The organism is Allobosea sp. 01N443, assembly GCF_056399325.1.
This window is the reverse complement of the sequence record NZ_JBFTRC010000191.1, coordinates 1-15,232: the sequence shown is the minus strand read 5'-3', so window position 1 is coordinate 15,232 and position 15,232 is coordinate 1. Positions and strand designations below refer to the sequence as shown.

Here is a 15,232-nt window from a genome sequence, read left to right as displayed (position 1 = left end):
GTTTCCGGAGGTTCGAGACCATGGCGCTGGCCGGCCCGTCGAGCGCCGCGATCGCCTATAAATAGCGGGATTGCCGATCGCGCTCGTCGCGAGGTGCCGTCTGCAGGGAGGACGCCCCAGCTCCGCCGGATCGGGTGACCCGGCGGGACCGGTCAGGGCGCGGGATCGGCTACGCTGCCTTGCGGTTGATCCCGGATTCGGCGAGCTTGCTGAGCTTCTTGTCGGCCGCGAATTCCTCGTCGAGATTCTGCTGCAGCAGGGTGGCGCAGTCGTTGCGGCCAAGCTGCTTGGCCCAGGCCGTCAAGGTGCCGTAGCGCGTGATCTCGTAGTGTTCGACGGCTTGCGCGCAGGCGATGATCGCGGCATCGACCACCTGCTTGTCGGCGACCTCACCCAGAACCTCGTCGGCTTCCTCGAGGATGCCGTCGATCGCCGGGCAATCCACGCCCTTCGCCTCCGCGCCATGTTGCTTGAAGACCTGTTCCAGCCGCTTGATATGACCTTCGGTTTCGCCGCGATGCGCGGTCAGCCCCTGCTTCAGCTGCGGGTCCGTGGCCTTGTCGATCATCTTCGGCAGCGACTTGTGGATCTGCTTCTCCGCGTAATAGATATCTTGAAGCGTGTGGACAAAGAGATCGTCCATCGTCTTGATGTCCTTGGAAAAAAGTCCCATTCCGTCCTCCTAGTTCTGATCCCCGCCGACGCCGGTTGATCGGGCGCGCTTGCTGCCTGACCAACGTATTGGCCGCCGGCCTGTTCCACGCCGCCGGGGCTTTTGGCCATGGCGAAGGAACCCGGCTGTCAGGGTCTTGGCTGAGCTGCTCGCCAGCCATGCCGCTTCGACAGGTTGTCAGCGATTGGGGGGAAGCCGTCCTGCGACGGGACGTTGTGGCCGCTCCGCCGCTGCGGAGCAGCGCCTCGCCGCGTCGCGAAAACCTCGTTCATTCATGGAGAAGGCAACAAAAAAGGAGCGTCGCCGCTCCTTGCCATTCCAACGCTATAGCGTGCCTGGGGGCTTGCGGCAAGACGCCGGTCACCCCCTATGAACGCTGCCCTCGACCTGAACCATGGGGAAAGGGAATAGCGAAATGCGTATCCTATTATCGACTTACGGGTCGCGCGGCGACGTTGAACCGATCGTGGCCCTGGCGGTGGAGTTGCGGGCACTCGGCCTCGAGGTGCGGTTATGCGCGCCGCCGGACGCGGAGTTCGCAACGCTGCTGGCCCGTGCCGGCATCCCGTTGGTACCCTTCCGCAAATCGTGGCGCGCATGGGCGGAGCAACCCTCGACCGCGGAGGAGCGGGTCGTGAGCGTCGACGCCTTCGTGGCCGGGTTCATCGCAGCGACCTATGACACCCTCGCCGAGGCAGCCGAGGGCTGTGACATGCTCGTCGCGAGCGGCATGTTGCATTTCGTCGCGCGGTCGGTGTCCGAGACGGTCGCCGTCCCTCACCGGTTCGCGATCTTCTGTCCGAGTTTGCTGGACGCCCAGGGCTGGCACGCGCAGGTCGGCGCGCCGATCAACGCCCAWCGGGCGTCGATCGGCCTGCCGCCGGTGGAGGACCTCCCGGCCTTCCTGTTCACCGGTCGGCCCTTGGTGGCAGCGGACCCGACCCTGTGTCCCGAAGTGACGCCCGGAGCGCTTCCTGTCATCCGAACCGCGGCATGGATATTGCCGGACGAAAGACCACTCCCGGCGAATCTGGTGGCGTTCCTGGATGCCGGCGCAGCGCCCGTCTATGTCGGCTTTGGCAGCATGCGCGTCCCCAACGACAGCGCCCGTGTCGCCATAGAGGCGATCCGCGCGCAGGGCCGCCGTGCTCTCGTCGCCCGGGGCTGGGCCGACCTGGGCTTGATCGACGACGGCGCCGACTGCCTTGCCATCGGCGAGGTGAACCAGCAGGCCCTGTTCGGTCGCGTGGCCGCCATTGTCCATCATGGCGGGGCGGGTACGACGACGACGGCGTCCCGGGCCGGCACGCCTCAGGTCGTTGTCCCCCAAGCGGTGGACCAGTTTCACTGGGCTGCCAGGGTGACCGAACTCGGCATCGGAGCTGCGCACGATGGCCCGACTCCGACCTTCGCGTCGCTGTCGGCGGGGCTCGGTACAGCCCTGAGGCCTGAAACCGGTGCCAGAGCAGCCACCCTGGCGGGCGCGATCCGCACCGACGGGGCGGCGTCAGCCGCGAGGCTGCTGGTCGATGCGACATTCGACGGCTGGTGAAGCAGGCCGCCAGGGACAGGGCGCGCGTGCTTCTGGGAGGTGCCGGCCATTCGCTCATCTGAATGATGACCGGACCGCCGTTGTCGTGGAACCTCGCTTAGGGCCCGACGTTTCCTGCGCAGCCGGGCCCGACAACACGGAGGCCACCATGCGAGACGGTTACGGACGGAAGATCCCCACGACGGATGCGGCAGCCATCCTCCCCCACGGACGGGGCGAGCAGGGCAAGAACCAGGACAACCGGGGCGAGCGCATGCGCGATCGCGCCCCCTCCGGGCAGAGCCCCGAGAAGGCAGCCGAGCGCCCTCCTCCCGGCATTTGCGAAACCTGAGGTGATGACGATGACAGCCGAGAAGCATACCGACGCGCCGGTGCCCTATCGGACGGCGCAACGGCCGGGACAATCGGGCGCACCGGAACAGCGTCGCCCGGGCCCGAGCCCCTTGTCGAAGCATCAGACCGGGCCGCATGCCCCGTTCGAGGCCGATGAGCACGACAGCGCCGCCACGATCAGACATGGGGGCCAGCCTGAGCCGAAGAAGCCGGGCTGAGGCCTGGCCTGGGCCATGGCGGGGCTGGGCCCAGGGCTCAGTCCCGATAGATGCGTGGCGCGTCCTGGACGCTGGGCACGGTTCGGAACATCCTGACCCCGAAGCCGGCCACAAGCGCCAGTACGGTGAGCCAGATCAGGATGTCGAGAAAGCGCGAGCGCATGACAGGTTTCGCCCGGCATCGATGAGGACTGCAACTGCAACCCGGGCCGGCGCCATCCGGTTCCGCGCGACGTTGCAGAAAAGGTGATACGATCGTGTCCTCGACAGGCATACCCGGTGAGGTGTTGCTGAAGCTCGGATTTCCCGAAAACCGACTCCCTGAAGCATCGGCTTTTCGGGCCGATGCTAGTAGCCGCCGATGATCGGGAGGATCTCCCCGGTGATGTAGCTGGAGCAGTGCGGCGAGGCGAGGAAGACATAGGCCGGGGCGATTTCCTCCGGCTGGGCCGGGCGCTTCATCGGTGTCTGCGCCCCGAATGTCGCGACATCCTCGGCCGTCTTGTCGGATGGATTGAGCGGCGTCCAGACGGGACCGGGCGCGACCGCATTGACCCTGATCCCGCGCGGCACGAGATGGGCGGCGAGCGAGCGGGTAAAAGCATGGATGCCGCCCTTCGTCATGGAATAGTCGATCAGCGCCTCACTGCCCATCAGCCCGGTGACGGAGCCGGAATTCACGATGGCGCCGCCGACTTTCATATGGTCGAGGGCCGCCTGCGACATGTGGAAATAGCCGTAGAGATTGGTCTTCAGCGTCGTGTCGAAATGCTCTTCGCTCAGATCCTCGAAACGTGGGGAATGGACCTGGAAGGCGGCGTTGTTGACGAGCACATCGAGCTTGCCGAAGGTCTTGACGACCTTGGCCACCGCCTTCCGGCAGAAGCCTGAATCCCGGACATCGCCGGGGATGACGAGGCAGCGCCGCCCCTCGGCCTCGATCGCCTGCCCGGTCACCTTCGCGTCCCCGGCCTCGCCGAGATGCAGGATCGCGACATCGGCACCCTCGCGCGCGAAGAGCACGGCGACCGAGCGTCCGATCCCGGAATCGCCGCCCGTGATGATGGCGACCTTGCCCTCGAGTTTGCCCGAGCCCTTGTAATAGGGCGCATCATACATCGGGGCCGGATCGAGCACGGCCTCCGAACCCGGCTTGGCCTGATGCTGCTTCCTGAAGGGCGGCTCGGGATAACGTCGCGCCCCAGCCTGCATCGCGCCGGATTTCGCCTCTGCCGGCTTCGCATCCGACCGCGCCACCTGCCTCTGGATCCGGCGCTGCTGCTGGATCGCGGAATTTGTCGCGCTGTTCGGCTTTGCCGGGCTCCTGGGTTCCGCTTGTGGCTTGGTCTTGGTCTGAACCTTGCTGGATTTCGCCATCACGGCCTCCGTGCAATCGCATTCCGGAGTTGAACGGGCGCCGCGGGCCCGGGTTCCATTGCCGGTGCGGGATCGGCGCGCTCTGTTCGGGCGYCCGTCCTGATCGCCCTGCTCGCCACCGAGCTGCACGGTGACGCGTTCTCCCCCTGTCCTCCGAACACGCAGCCGCCTCAGTCCGAGCCGTTTGCCCGCGAAACGATGCTGGGCGGAACAGGCCACGACCATTGTCTCGGAGGCGATGTGCTCGCAGACGAGATCTGGTGCGATGTCGAGGAGATAGCGCAGCCCGATCATCGCTTCGCCGCGCCGGACCCGGTCGCTCACCTCAGCGCTGGTCGCGGTGCTGATCGAGAGATCGACCTTGGGATGATCGGCAGCGAAGCGCTTGAGAACCGCGGTGAGGTTCGTCCCGGCTAGCGTGCCCACTGCCACGATCGCGACACGGCCGGCGACCTCCGTGCGCAGCGCCTTGATCGCGCTTTCCGCGTCGCGCAGCGCCGCAAGCACGCGTTCGGCGTGCGGCAGCAGCGCGCGGCCGGCTTCGCTGAGCACCACGCCCCCGGACGCGCGCTCGAAGACCGGCACGCCGAGTTCGTCCTCGAGCAAGGCGATGCGCCGGCTGATCGCCGGCTGCGAACGGCCGAGTACCTCCGCGGCGCTGGAAAAACCATTGGCCTGATGGATGGTGACGAAAGTCAGAAGCGCTTCGTTRTCCAGGCCCATGAAAGACACGCCCATGCAAAAAACTGATCGGCCTTAGAGAAACTATGATTTCGACGGATGCCTGGGCAAGCGCTATCGAAGAGGAAGCAAAGATGGCGCCGCGGCGCGAACCGGACGGAGCAGCACCATGACGGCGAGGATTTCGGCGCCTGCAGCCCCTGCTCCCGCGTTATCTCAGTACCACTCCCCGGCCCATGTTCGCGCTGCGCCATCGCATCCCGATCCAYACCCCTATTACGGCCGGCTCGCCCGCGAACGTCCCTTCTCCCGGGACGAGGCCAATGGCTGGTGGGTGGCGGCGAGCGCTGCCGCGGTCACCGAAGTCCTGACCAGCGCGATCTGTCTGACCCGCCCCTTGAGCGAGCCCATCCCTGCGGCGCTGCAGGGCGGCGCAGCAGCGGAGATCTTTGGCCGGCTCGTGCGCCTGCGGGATGACGAGGCGCGGGGCAGGCTGAAGGAGGCGGTCACGAACGCCGTGCGCGGCCTCGATCTCGGCGAGGTCGCGGCCCTGGCACACAGGCGTGCGGCCGAGCTCGACGACGAACTCGGGCCGAGGCTCGATGAAGCGACCACGACGCAGTTCATGTTCGCACTGCCCGTGCAGGTCATCGCGCTGCTGCTCGGCATTCCCCGCGAACGCTTCGGCGACGTCATGGGGTGGCTTGGCGCCTATGGGACCGCAGCCGCAGCTGCTGGAACCGGAATTCCCGCGCTGACGCCCGACTTGCTGACATCAGGACATCAAGGCGCGCAGGCGCTGTTTGACCTCGCCAGTGCCGTCGGGAAGGCCGACGCGCAGCGGGGCCCGTTATTCCAGGCGCTGCTGCGCGAAGCGACGCGTTTCGGCTGCGACGACGAAAGGGATGTGATCGCCAACGCCCTTGGCTACATGGTCCAGGGTTTCGCCGGAATGGCCTCGCTGATCGGGTTGACGCTGCTCGCACTGGCCCGGCGGCCGGAACTCCTCCGGCAGGTCGAGGCCGATCGGACATGCCTGCGGCCGCTCATCCAGGAGGTGGCGCGCTGCGATACCGTCACCAGCAGCACCTTCCGTTTCATGGCGCGCGACGGCAGGATTGCCGGACATAAGCTTCGTCAGGGCGATCTGATCATCGTGCTTCTGGCGGCCGCGAACCGCGATCCCGCGCTCAATCCCGAGCCGGATCGCTTCGATATCGCGCGCAGGGACCGCAGATCCCTGGAGTTCGGCGCCGGTCGCCATGTCTGCCCCGCGGACAAGGTCGCAGCTCTGATCGTCGAGATCGCGGTCGGGCATCTGCTGACGCGCGGCGTGCCGCTGGAGCGCCTGGAGGCCGGCCTGTCCTATGCCGCCTCGGGGCATGTCCGCACGCCCTTGTTCAAGCGCTGAGTGGCTGTCCGCGAAACGGAACCCCTGAAAGCCGATAGTCCATGCTGCGCCCATGCCAGGCGTCCAGCGGCGGCAACGCGGCACGCACAACATCTCTCGCCGGATCACGCCCTGACGTAACGGCGCTCTTGCCGGCTCGCATGAAGCTGCTAGCATCCGCGTAAGCTCTTCCTGCGCCTACCTTCCCCCGACATTCCAGTGAATCCGACGTTTCTGCGTTCCCTGAGCGAGATGCGGCCCAATGGACAAGAAGCTTACGCCACCTTCGCTCAAGGAAATCGTATCGCAATTGCGATATGACTGGTTCGGCAAGGATGTGCAGCAGACTCCGACCGTCAGCTATGTTTGGACCGCCGATCAATTCGGTCATTTCGGCCTCGGCTTCCAGATCACCTTCCTGTTCAGCTGGATACTCGCCGCCCTCTTCACCGATCTTCCGGCCTGGAAGACTGCGATCATCGCTGCCCTGCTCAATATGCTGCTCTGGATCGTCAAGGAGGTGCTCGACATCGTCCGCGAGCGCCGGCGCCAGGGCCCGCTCTTTCCGTTCAACCGCCGCGAGCTCTGGTGGAATGTCGCGACCGCGCTGTTCTTCATCGGCGCGGGCGCGATCGTCGCCGGCGCCTCGGGGCTCGGCGGCGTCCAGGCCATCGTCGCGCTGCTGGTCATGCTCGTGCCCGCCACGCTGCTGGTGCTCTGGTGGGTGAAGCGCAAGATGACCTTCCAGCAGGTCGGCCTGCCCTTCCTGTTCCGCCTGACCAATCTCTGCTCGACCATAGAAAGGCCGGATCCCGGCTACCGCGACGCGCTGATCGCCCTGTCGGAGCCGCCGACGAAGGGCGCGAACGCGCCGCGTTTTCCGCATGTGCTGCTCACCGGCACGGTCGGCTCGGGCAAGACCTGCCTCGCCTGCGGCATCGGCACCGAATACGCCTTCCGGCTCGGGATTGCGCGCTACACCACCCTGGTGAAGCTGTTCGAGGCCGCGGTCGAGCGCAAGGAAGACGCCGATTCCGGCCACCCGCCGCTCGAGGAACAGGATGGCCGCATCCTCTGGCCCTGGCGCAATGTCGACCTGCTCATCGTCGACGATGTCGATGCGCTCCTGGTCGAGCCGCCGCTGCCGAAGCCGACCACGGCGACTGCGGCCGAAGCCACGGCAAAGCGCCCGGTCGACCAGAGCGCGCTGCGCAGGATCGTCTTCAACCAGCTCGCGATCGTCGGCATCCAACGCTTCCGGACGCGGCGCACGGTCTGGGTCGTCAGCGATCCCAGCGAGGCGGAGGAGTGGCGCAACACCATTGCCGAGGCGCTCGGCCTGCCCGTGGGCGACGACACCGCCCTGCCCGTCATCCGCCTGCTCAGGGACGAAAAGGCGCTCGCCGCGATGGCCAAGACGCGGGCTTAGGCAAGACGAGGGCCTGGGCAAGAGGCGGGGCTGGGCAAGACCGGGGTCGGAGGGAGGCCGGAGCGAGTGGATTGAATCGGACGTCTGGCTCCCGCACGGGCGTCCTACTGGCAGGGAAGACCGACGCGGTCCAACCGGTTAGCGGGCTGCCGGAATGCCGCAGGAGGGTGGCTTCCGGACGTCGAGCGCATCGGCACGGCCGGGCCGGATCGCGCCAGAGGAGACGTTCGGTCTCCTTTGCATATTCCGAGCTTTCGAGCTTACGTTCAGTGGCTGTGTCAATGCAGGCTGGTTCAATGCACGAGAACGACCAGAATGCCGGTGGGCTCCGCTTTGACGTCGTCGCGGGGCTTACGGCGGCTGCCGTCGTGCTGCCCAAGGCCATGGCATACGCTACTGTGGCGGGCCTGCCGGTGCAGGTTGGCCTCTACACATCCCTTGTGCCAATGGCCGTCTACGGATGGCTCGGCTCCTCCCGCGTGCTCAGCGTCAGTTCCACCACCACGCTCGCGATCCTGACTGGCGCCCAGCTCGGTGCAGTCGTCCCGGACGGCGACCCGGCCAAGCTGCTCACCGCGACGGCGACGCTGACCGCCCTGGTTGGCGCCTTGTTGCTGCTCGCCAGGCTCGTGCGCCTGGGCTTCCTCGCCAATTTCATCTCGGCACCGGTCCTCACCGGCTTCAAGGCCGGCATCGGCCTCGTCATCCTGCTGGACCAGGCCCCCAAGCTCTTCGGAGTGCACATCACCAAGCAGTCCTTCTTTGCCGACATTCTAAGCGTCGTGCGCGCGCTTCCGGAGACGTCGCTGCTCACTGCCGCAGTGGCGGCGGCGACCGCGATCGTTCTGATCGGGATGGAGCGTCTGAAGCCGCATTCACCCGCCCCACTCATCGCAGTGGCCACCGCCATCGCAGCGTCATGGATCTTTCACCTGGGCGCTCAGGGTGTCTCGACCGTAGGGCATATCCCGCAGGGCCTTCCCTCAGTGACGCTCCCCGATCTTGCGTTGGTGCAGCAACTGCTGCCGGGAGCGCTCGGGATTGCCCTGATGAGTTTCACCGAAACCATTGCTGCAGGCCGGGCTTTCGTTCGACCTCGCGATCCTCCGATCAATGCCAATCGCGAGCTGGTGGCGACAGGCGCAGCCAACATTGCCGGCTCCTTGCTCGGCGCGATGCCGGGCGGCGGCGGCACATCGCAAACGGGCGTTGTTCGCGCGGCGGGCGGGCGAACCCAGGCTGCCTCGCTGGTGACAGCGGCGGCGGCCCTTGCAACCATGCTCCTGTTCGCACCTTTGCTCGGGCTCCTTCCGAATGCCACGCTGGCAGCCATCGTCATCGTCTACTCAATTCCGCTTATCCAGCCGGCGGAGTTCAACGCCATTCGCAAGGTGCGCAGGATGGAGTTCGGCTGGGCGATCGTCGCAACCATTGGCGTCCTGATCTTTGGAACCCTTCAGGGTATCGTCATCGCGGTCATCCTTTCGCTGATCGGCCTGGCCAGCCAGACATTCCATCCCCGGATTACGGTCATCGGCCGCAAGCGCGGAGCCGACGTGCTCCGCCCTCTCGATCCTGAAAACCCTGATGACGAAACCTTCGAGGGGTTGTTGATCCTGCGGCCGGAAGGGCGGCTCTTCTTCATCAATGCCCAGGATGTGGCTGACCAAATCACCGCTCTTGTTGGTCAGCATAAGCCGCGGGTCCTCGCGCTCGACTTCAGCCGCGTTCCTGACATCGAGTACTCGGCCCTCCAGATGCTGCAGGAAGGCGAGAAGGGCATGACGGAACGGGGTGTCATCGTCTGGTTCGTGGGCCTCAATCCTGGCGCGCTTGAGGTCATTCGCCGTGCAGGTTTGGACACGCTGCTCGGCCCGGACCGGTTGCTCTTCAACGCACGCGCCGCCATCGAACGCTACACGGCGTTGAACGCGCTATCGGCAAACGCTGCCGGATTGGTTCCTGACCCAAAAGCGTGAGAGGCCGATGTCCAATCGGCTTTGTCGACATACGATCCCGAGCCTGCATCTGCTCCAGCGATGCAATCCATCGGGCCACGAGCATACTGAGGAAGGCGCATTCAACGGCCCGCAATCGGAGAATTTCGAATGACCAGTTCCAACGATGTGCAGAGGACAATCATCCGCAACAAGCTCCTCGGCAGGTGGGCCGCCGAGAAATTGGCACTCACGGGCCGGGACGCCGATGCCTATTCGGATGACCTCGCCAGAAGCACGGTCGATCCCGAGCGCAGTGACGTGTTCAGCAAGATCCGCAAGGACTTTGACGCCGCAGGCGTGGCCCAATCGGACGAGCAGATTCTACGCGTCATGACCGAATTCATGCTCAAAGCAGGGAGCCTCATGCCGACAACGCGGGGTGGTTCCCGCGATGCTGCAGCGGTGATGCTCGCACGCAATCTCCAGTCGGGCTGAGGCCGGCTGTAGATTGGCTGGCGGCGGCGGTTCCGGCCTGGGCGCGGGTGCGCGGATCAGGCCTCCCGGACCAGGAGCACGTCCGCATCGACGCCCCGGAGCACGCCTTCGGCATGGCTGCCGATCGCATCCTGCACCAGCCCCCGACTGCGATGCGCGCCGACGACGACGAGACTGACGCCGGTCTCCTGCACCTGCCGCTTGATCACATTGACCACGGCCCCATCGTCCAGGACCAGCTCGATGCGATCCCGCACGGCCTGCGGAAGCTCTGCCGCCGCCAGGAACTCCGCCATGTCCTCGGCAGCCTCGGAGTGCAGATGTTCCGCCGCACCTTCGACCTTGTAGCGACCGGTCGTCGCCTGCGGGTTGACGTGGAGCAGCACGAGACGTGCCGTCGGAAAGAGCGCGGCGGCGGTCAGCAAGGCCGCGCGCGAGCACTCGGAGAAATCGGTGGCGACGAGGATGCGGTCATAGGGGCGCTCCGCCCGCTTGCGGACGACCAGCACCGGCACGGAGGCATGGCGCACGATATGGTCGACCGCCGTCCCGGTGACATAGTCGCCGAGGCTGTTGAAGCGCGCGACACCGGTGATGATGACGCCGCTGCCGCGCTCCACCGCCAGATTTGCCAGCACGCTCGGAGCCGAGCCGACCCGGACGACGAACTCAGCCTGCGCCGCCGTCGGCGGCAGCTCGGCGCGCAGCCGCGCCGTCGTTTCCGCCAGGTTCGGAACCGCGTCCTCGAGGACATGGGCGATGGCGAGCCTCGCCCGCCATGCCTCGGCAAGGCGCAAGGCGCGTTCGAGCGGGCGATCGGCCCTGGCCGAAAAATCGCTGGCGAACAGGACTTCAACGGGAGGCGCTTTGCTCGTCTCAGCCATGTGAACACCTCACTCCGGAATCGCGATGATCTCTTTGGCGCCTTGGATAGCATGCCGGTCTGCCGCGATCATCCGGTCGCCCCAGCCGGCGCAGGTTTGTCTCCTCCGTTGCGCCGAGTGGCGTGACAGCCGAGAGGGACTGCCAGGCGCCCGACCGGAGCCCGCTATCCCCTCGCCGCGGCCTTTCAGTTGCCCCAGTCGACAATAGTGAGATCAAGCGGAAGCGCGCGCCGGATCGCCAGAGGGGGCACGAGCGGCGTCAGGCTGACAGGCGAGCCGGTTTCCGCCGCCCGGTCGAAATCCGCAGTGCCCGCCAGATCGACCGCCTTCACCGTGGCGGCCTCGAAGACATAGGGCAGGCCATTGGCGAGAAGTGGCGAGGGCCCGTCCATGACATGCAGGTGCAGATGCGGCTCCGAACTGTTGCCGGTATTGCCGACTGCGCCGATGACATCGCCGCGGCGCACCCTGTCGCCGGTCCTGACGCGGACGCTGCCGGGTTGCATATGGGCGTATAGCACGAAGGCGCCACCGCCGATATCCAGCACTGCGAAATTGCCGTCGGCCTCGCCGATCGGCAGCCCGTCGGGAAGCGCTCCGGGGACCTGATCGGCAAGATCGGCACGCATATCGACGATGGTGCCGTCGCTCACCGCCAGGATAGGCTGGCCATAGATGTGATAGCTCGCGACCTGCTTCCTATCGCCCGCGAAGAGTCGGCCATCCCCGCCAAGCTTCTCCCAATCGATGGCAAAGCGCTGGGCGAGACGAAAGGCGMCGTTCAGCGGCAAAAGGGCCCGGACATGCCGGGTGGAATCGCAGCAGCCGTCGCCCGCGATATAGTTTTCGCCCCGAAGCGGCGGCCCCAGAACCGGGGGCGCCGCTGTCGTGACTGCGGTCGCGCCAAGCTGGATCGCGGCATCCGCCTTGAACTGATCGAACCAGGCATCGACCTTATGCGTCAGCCGCTGCGGTGCCGCGCGCCCCTGCGGCAGCGCGATGTGGAGAAAGGCGACCCCGTATTGATAGCCGCCCAGCTCCGCCGACTCATTGCCGCGCCGGCCACCGGGGGAGAAACGCCGCGCGATCTCGGCCTCGTCTAGCGTCGAGAGCGGCTCCTTGTCGTCGTCGCCATAGAGCGTGAACCGCTTCATCACGACGCGCTCGCCGGTCACATTCGAGAGCTGCAACTCGTAGACGATATGCTGACGACCATCGGAGCCGAGCACGGGCTGCGGCGCGAACAGGACCTTGCCGATGAGCCCCGTCAACGTCACGCCCTGCTGCGGGGGGGCCGCGGATTGCGCCCGGGCCGTGCCCGACAAGGACAGCGGGACCACGGCAGCGATTGCCGCAAGACGCATCATTCCGGTCAATGGGTACATGGCAGCGTCCTGTTGCGGATTTCGGGGGCTCAGGCGGGCGCCAACCGGTCGAGCGTCAGCTCGATATCGGTGAAATCCCTGGGGGCGGCTTCGCAAAGCGCGGAGGTCGAATGCATGCCGAGCGCGGTGAGGATGCTCGCCGCGAGGTCCCGCCTGGCGGCATCGGCGCGGTAACCCAGGCCGGCCAGCTCCTGCTCGATTCCGTCCGCGTCCGCATCGAGATAGCCCATGCGCGCGGCCAGATCTTCGATGCTGCGGCCATGCGCCCGCACGAACAGGATGCGGCAGGCGACAGCGCGGGCATTGGGATCATGGACTGCCGCGCCGCTGAGAATGCCGCCGATCAGATTGGCGGGCGGAGTGGGCACGTTCAGCGCCAGGAAAAACAGGCGGTGCGTATAGGAACATGTCAGGGCGCTTTGCGCGGTTCGCCCGTCGCTGAGCAGCTRCCCCTCCATCGCGACCGGGCGGTTGAACAGGCTTTCGCAGTAGCTGATCTGCAATTGCTGCATCGCATCGGCGTAGACCCGCATCGCGCCGATGATCAGCCGGCCCGCCTCGACACGCGACCAGGCCGGCGAAATCGCGAGATAGGTTCCGGCCAGCCAATGCTCGCCGGGCTGTCGTGCCCCCGCCCGGGTGGGAGATGGGGTGACCGGGCCCGGCGCCGGCACCGGCCGCAGACCGGCCTCGCCCCGGAGCGTCGCAAGCACGGTTTCCGGCACGCCGAAGCGGGCGCAGATCGCGTGCTGGAACTCCTCGAACGAGGACGAGGCCAGGAAGGGCGCCGTCAGCGCACCGCCGAGCACCCTCGCCCAATCCTCATAGACGCTGGAGGTGCGCGGCATCGCCTTGCCCGAGAGCCATTTGTAGGCGTTCTGGGTGACGAACAGGGTGGCCGGATTGACCGCCGCAAAGCGCGCGCAGAGTTCCTTGTTGGTTGGGCAACCCAGGGCGAGCGCGGTGAGTTTCAGCTTCAACGCGAGGTTGAACCAGGATTTTTCGAGGGGCTGCTGGCCGATCTCCACGCCAAAATGGTTCACGGCCGCCCCCAGGGATTGCCCCGCCCTCGCGGAGTGATCCCGGCCGATGCTAGTGGACCGCCGGGCGCGACACCAGCACGGCAGGCGGAGTTGGTTTAAATTGCGCTGCGGTCCCCGACCTGTCTCCGGCTTCCCGGATCGTTCAAGGCCGGGACGTCGCTGTTCAGTGCTGTGCAGCGCCCTGGAGAGCCTGCCGGCGCGCCGCGATCATCCACTGCCCCGAGCTTGCCGGGGACGAGCCTGTCATTCCAGCGGCTGCCCCCGTTCAAGAGACGGCTCCCCGGCCGCGCAGATGTTCCGTCCGGCTTCCTGAAGAGGCCGAACGGAACGCCTGAGGCTGCTTACTCCGCGTAGGATTGCGTCGCCCAGGCGGCCTTGAGCTTCGGTGAGACCTGGGCGCCGAAGGGGCCGAACCACTTGTTGAACAGGGTTTCGGCCTCGCCCGACTTGAACATCTTCGCCATGGCGTGATTGACGATCCAGAGAACCGTCGGGTTGAGCTTGGGCACCATGAAGCCCTGCGGCGCATAGCCGTATTCGGTACCGACGATGGTCAGGGCGTCCGGGTTCTTCGACTGCCGGATCAAGCTGTAGAAGGCGCCGTTGTCACTGAAATAGGCGTCGGCACGCCGCGTCTCGACAGAGATCAGCGCGGCAGCGTGGTCGTCGACATTCTGGATGCGGATGTTGAGGCCCTTCTCGGCGATGAGCTTCTTCAGGTCAGGCTCGCTGCTGCCGCCGGTGGCGACTGCGACGATCTTGCCGTTCAGATCCTCGTATTTGGTGATGCCCGAATTCTTCAGGACGAGCAGCTGGCTCGACGAGACATAGGAGACCGAGGAGAAATCAACCTGCTTGTTGCGGCCGAAGGTGTTGACCGTACCGCCGCATTCGAGATCGACCGTGCCGTTGGCGACGAGCGCCTGGCGGTTCTGGATGCTGACCGGCACGTATTTGACCTTGAGGTCGGGCAGCTTCAGCTCCGCCTTGATGTCCTCGATGATGCGCTGGCAGAACTCGACGGAGTAGCCGGACGGCTTCTTGTCGTTGTCGAGGAAGCCATAGGGGTAGAGCGTTTCGCGAATCCCCATGGTGATGGTGTTGGTGTCGCGCAATTTCTTGACGATCGCGTCCACCTCCTGGGCCTGGGCCGTGGCGGCCAGGCCGAAGGCCAAGAGGCCGCCGATCGCAGCGACAAGGTTCCGTCTCATGTTCTTCTCCCCTTTGTAGCGATTGCCCGAGCACCGGCCGGTGCTCGGGAGTTCTAGAATCCAGTGCGGGCCCGTTCCCGCAGCTGTGCGCTGCTCATCTGCTCGAAGCCGAGCGCGGGCAGCAGGTCGTTATCCCCGACAAAGTCGCAACCATAGGCGGCAGACAGCATGGTCAGTCCAGCCTCGTGCAGCGTCGCGGGCTGCCCGGCGAGCCGCCCGAGCAGGACCGTCGGCAGCAGGCCGAAGGGCGCGTCCTCGAGCACATAGCGACTGGTCAAGGTCGCCGGGCCGAAGCCGCCATTGCCGCGCTGGTGCAGCTCCGCATTCATCTCGGCGATGCTTGCGACCGGCAGCTGGTAGGAAAAGGCGTAGTGCTCCTTGATCGTCCGCACCGAGACGTCAAAAGCCTGCGCGATCGCCAGGCGCTCCGCGTCGAGCAGCTCCATGACACGCCCAACCGCCGGCGTGACGTTCTCCGCCTGCCCCCAACGCTCGCCGCGCTCCATCCGCGTGAGGTTGAACAACGCGATCGCAAGATGGTTCTGCGGGTTGAGATTGCTGAGCGCGATCGCGAGCAGCCCGTCGCGCTTGACGAAGCGATCGCCGAACAGGGCGGTACAG

Annotated in this window: 15 protein-coding genes and 1 pseudogene; 7 read left to right on the top strand and 9 right to left on the bottom strand. The window is 66.1% G+C overall.

Annotation, left to right across the window (positions count from 1 at the left end; all coding sequences use genetic code 11):
- Positions 1-169 precede the first annotated feature (169 nt).
- On the bottom strand, positions 170-673 hold the full coding sequence (locus AC1DRP_RS30270) for a YciE/YciF ferroxidase family protein (RefSeq protein WP_441492931.1): 504 nt from the start codon (positions 671-673) through the stop codon (positions 170-172).
- Positions 674-1,088: 415 nt separating this feature from the next.
- Here AC1DRP_RS30270 and AC1DRP_RS30265 point away from each other — a divergent pair, with 415 nt between their 5' ends.
- The 3 genes from AC1DRP_RS30265 (at position 1,089) to AC1DRP_RS30255 (ending at position 2,776) form a co-directional block, all read left to right on the top strand.
- Entirely contained in the window at positions 1,089-2,225 is a 1,137-nt protein-coding gene (locus tag AC1DRP_RS30265) for a glycosyltransferase (protein WP_476770417.1), read from the top strand.
- Positions 2,226-2,373: 148 nt separating this feature from the next.
- Positions 2,374-2,556: a hypothetical protein gene (locus AC1DRP_RS30260; protein ID WP_441506896.1), complete on the top strand. Its 183-nt coding sequence runs from the start codon at positions 2,374-2,376 to the stop codon at positions 2,554-2,556.
- Between the two features lie 10 nt (positions 2,557-2,566).
- The gene (locus AC1DRP_RS30255) at positions 2,567-2,776 is read left to right on the top strand and encodes a hypothetical protein (RefSeq protein WP_441492929.1); all 210 of its coding nucleotides are present in this window, start codon (positions 2,567-2,569) and stop codon (positions 2,774-2,776) included.
- Between the two features lie 37 nt (positions 2,777-2,813).
- On the opposite strand, the gene AC1DRP_RS30250 is transcribed toward AC1DRP_RS30255, so the two are convergent.
- The 3 genes and pseudogenes from AC1DRP_RS30250 to AC1DRP_RS30240 all read right to left on the bottom strand — a co-directional run.
- Positions 2,814-2,939: a hypothetical protein gene (locus AC1DRP_RS30250; RefSeq protein ID WP_441492928.1), complete on the bottom strand. Its 126-nt coding sequence runs from the start codon at positions 2,937-2,939 to the stop codon at positions 2,814-2,816.
- 185 nt (positions 2,940-3,124) lie between these two features.
- Positions 3,125-4,153, bottom strand: a complete 1,029-nt coding sequence (locus AC1DRP_RS30245) for an SDR family oxidoreductase (protein ID WP_476770418.1) — start codon at positions 4,151-4,153, stop codon at positions 3,125-3,127.
- A gap of 189 nt (positions 4,154-4,342) precedes the next feature.
- Positions 4,343-4,876: pseudogene (locus tag AC1DRP_RS30240) on the bottom strand (LysR family transcriptional regulator); the annotation flags it as partial.
- Positions 4,877-5,003: 127 nt separating this feature from the next.
- On the opposite strand from AC1DRP_RS30240, the gene AC1DRP_RS30235 reads away from it, so the two are divergent.
- From AC1DRP_RS30235 to AC1DRP_RS30220, 4 genes are all read left to right on the top strand, one after another.
- Positions 5,004-6,245: a cytochrome P450 gene (locus AC1DRP_RS30235; RefSeq protein ID WP_476770416.1), complete on the top strand. Its 1,242-nt coding sequence runs from the start codon at positions 5,004-5,006 to the stop codon at positions 6,243-6,245.
- Positions 6,246-6,486: 241 nt separating this feature from the next.
- Entirely contained in the window at positions 6,487-7,653 is a 1,167-nt protein-coding gene (locus AC1DRP_RS30230) for a hypothetical protein (RefSeq protein ID WP_441506900.1), read from the top strand.
- A 296-nt stretch (positions 7,654-7,949) separates the two neighbouring features.
- On the top strand, positions 7,950-9,632 hold the full coding sequence (locus tag AC1DRP_RS30225) for a SulP family inorganic anion transporter (RefSeq protein ID WP_476770415.1): 1,683 nt from the start codon (positions 7,950-7,952) through the stop codon (positions 9,630-9,632).
- Positions 9,633-9,761: 129 nt separating this feature from the next.
- Positions 9,762-10,088 (top strand): ATPase inhibitor subunit zeta, encoded by a 327-nt coding sequence (locus AC1DRP_RS30220; protein WP_441506902.1) that lies wholly within the window; start codon positions 9,762-9,764, stop codon positions 10,086-10,088.
- A 56-nt stretch (positions 10,089-10,144) separates the two neighbouring features.
- Here AC1DRP_RS30220 and AC1DRP_RS30215 read toward each other — a convergent pair whose 3' ends face one another.
- The 5 genes from AC1DRP_RS30215 to AC1DRP_RS30195 form a co-directional block, all read right to left on the bottom strand.
- Complete coding sequence (locus tag AC1DRP_RS30215; RefSeq protein ID WP_441506903.1) at positions 10,145-10,972, bottom strand: universal stress protein; 828 nt, start codon at positions 10,970-10,972, stop codon at positions 10,145-10,147.
- Between the two features lie 185 nt (positions 10,973-11,157).
- Complete coding sequence (locus AC1DRP_RS30210) at positions 11,158-12,357, bottom strand: M23 family metallopeptidase (protein WP_476770414.1); 1,200 nt, start codon at positions 12,355-12,357, stop codon at positions 11,158-11,160.
- Between the two features lie 29 nt (positions 12,358-12,386).
- Positions 12,387-13,400, bottom strand: coding sequence for a hypothetical protein (locus tag AC1DRP_RS30205; protein ID WP_476770413.1), 1,014 nt, complete (start codon positions 13,398-13,400; stop codon positions 12,387-12,389).
- A gap of 341 nt (positions 13,401-13,741) precedes the next feature.
- On the bottom strand, positions 13,742-14,611 hold the full coding sequence (locus AC1DRP_RS30200; RefSeq protein WP_441492918.1) for an amino acid ABC transporter substrate-binding protein: 870 nt from the start codon (positions 14,609-14,611) through the stop codon (positions 13,742-13,744).
- A 53-nt stretch (positions 14,612-14,664) separates the two neighbouring features.
- Positions 14,665-15,232: NAD/NADP octopine/nopaline dehydrogenase family protein (locus tag AC1DRP_RS30195; RefSeq protein ID WP_476770412.1), on the bottom strand; the 568-nt coding region annotated here is incomplete at its 5' end.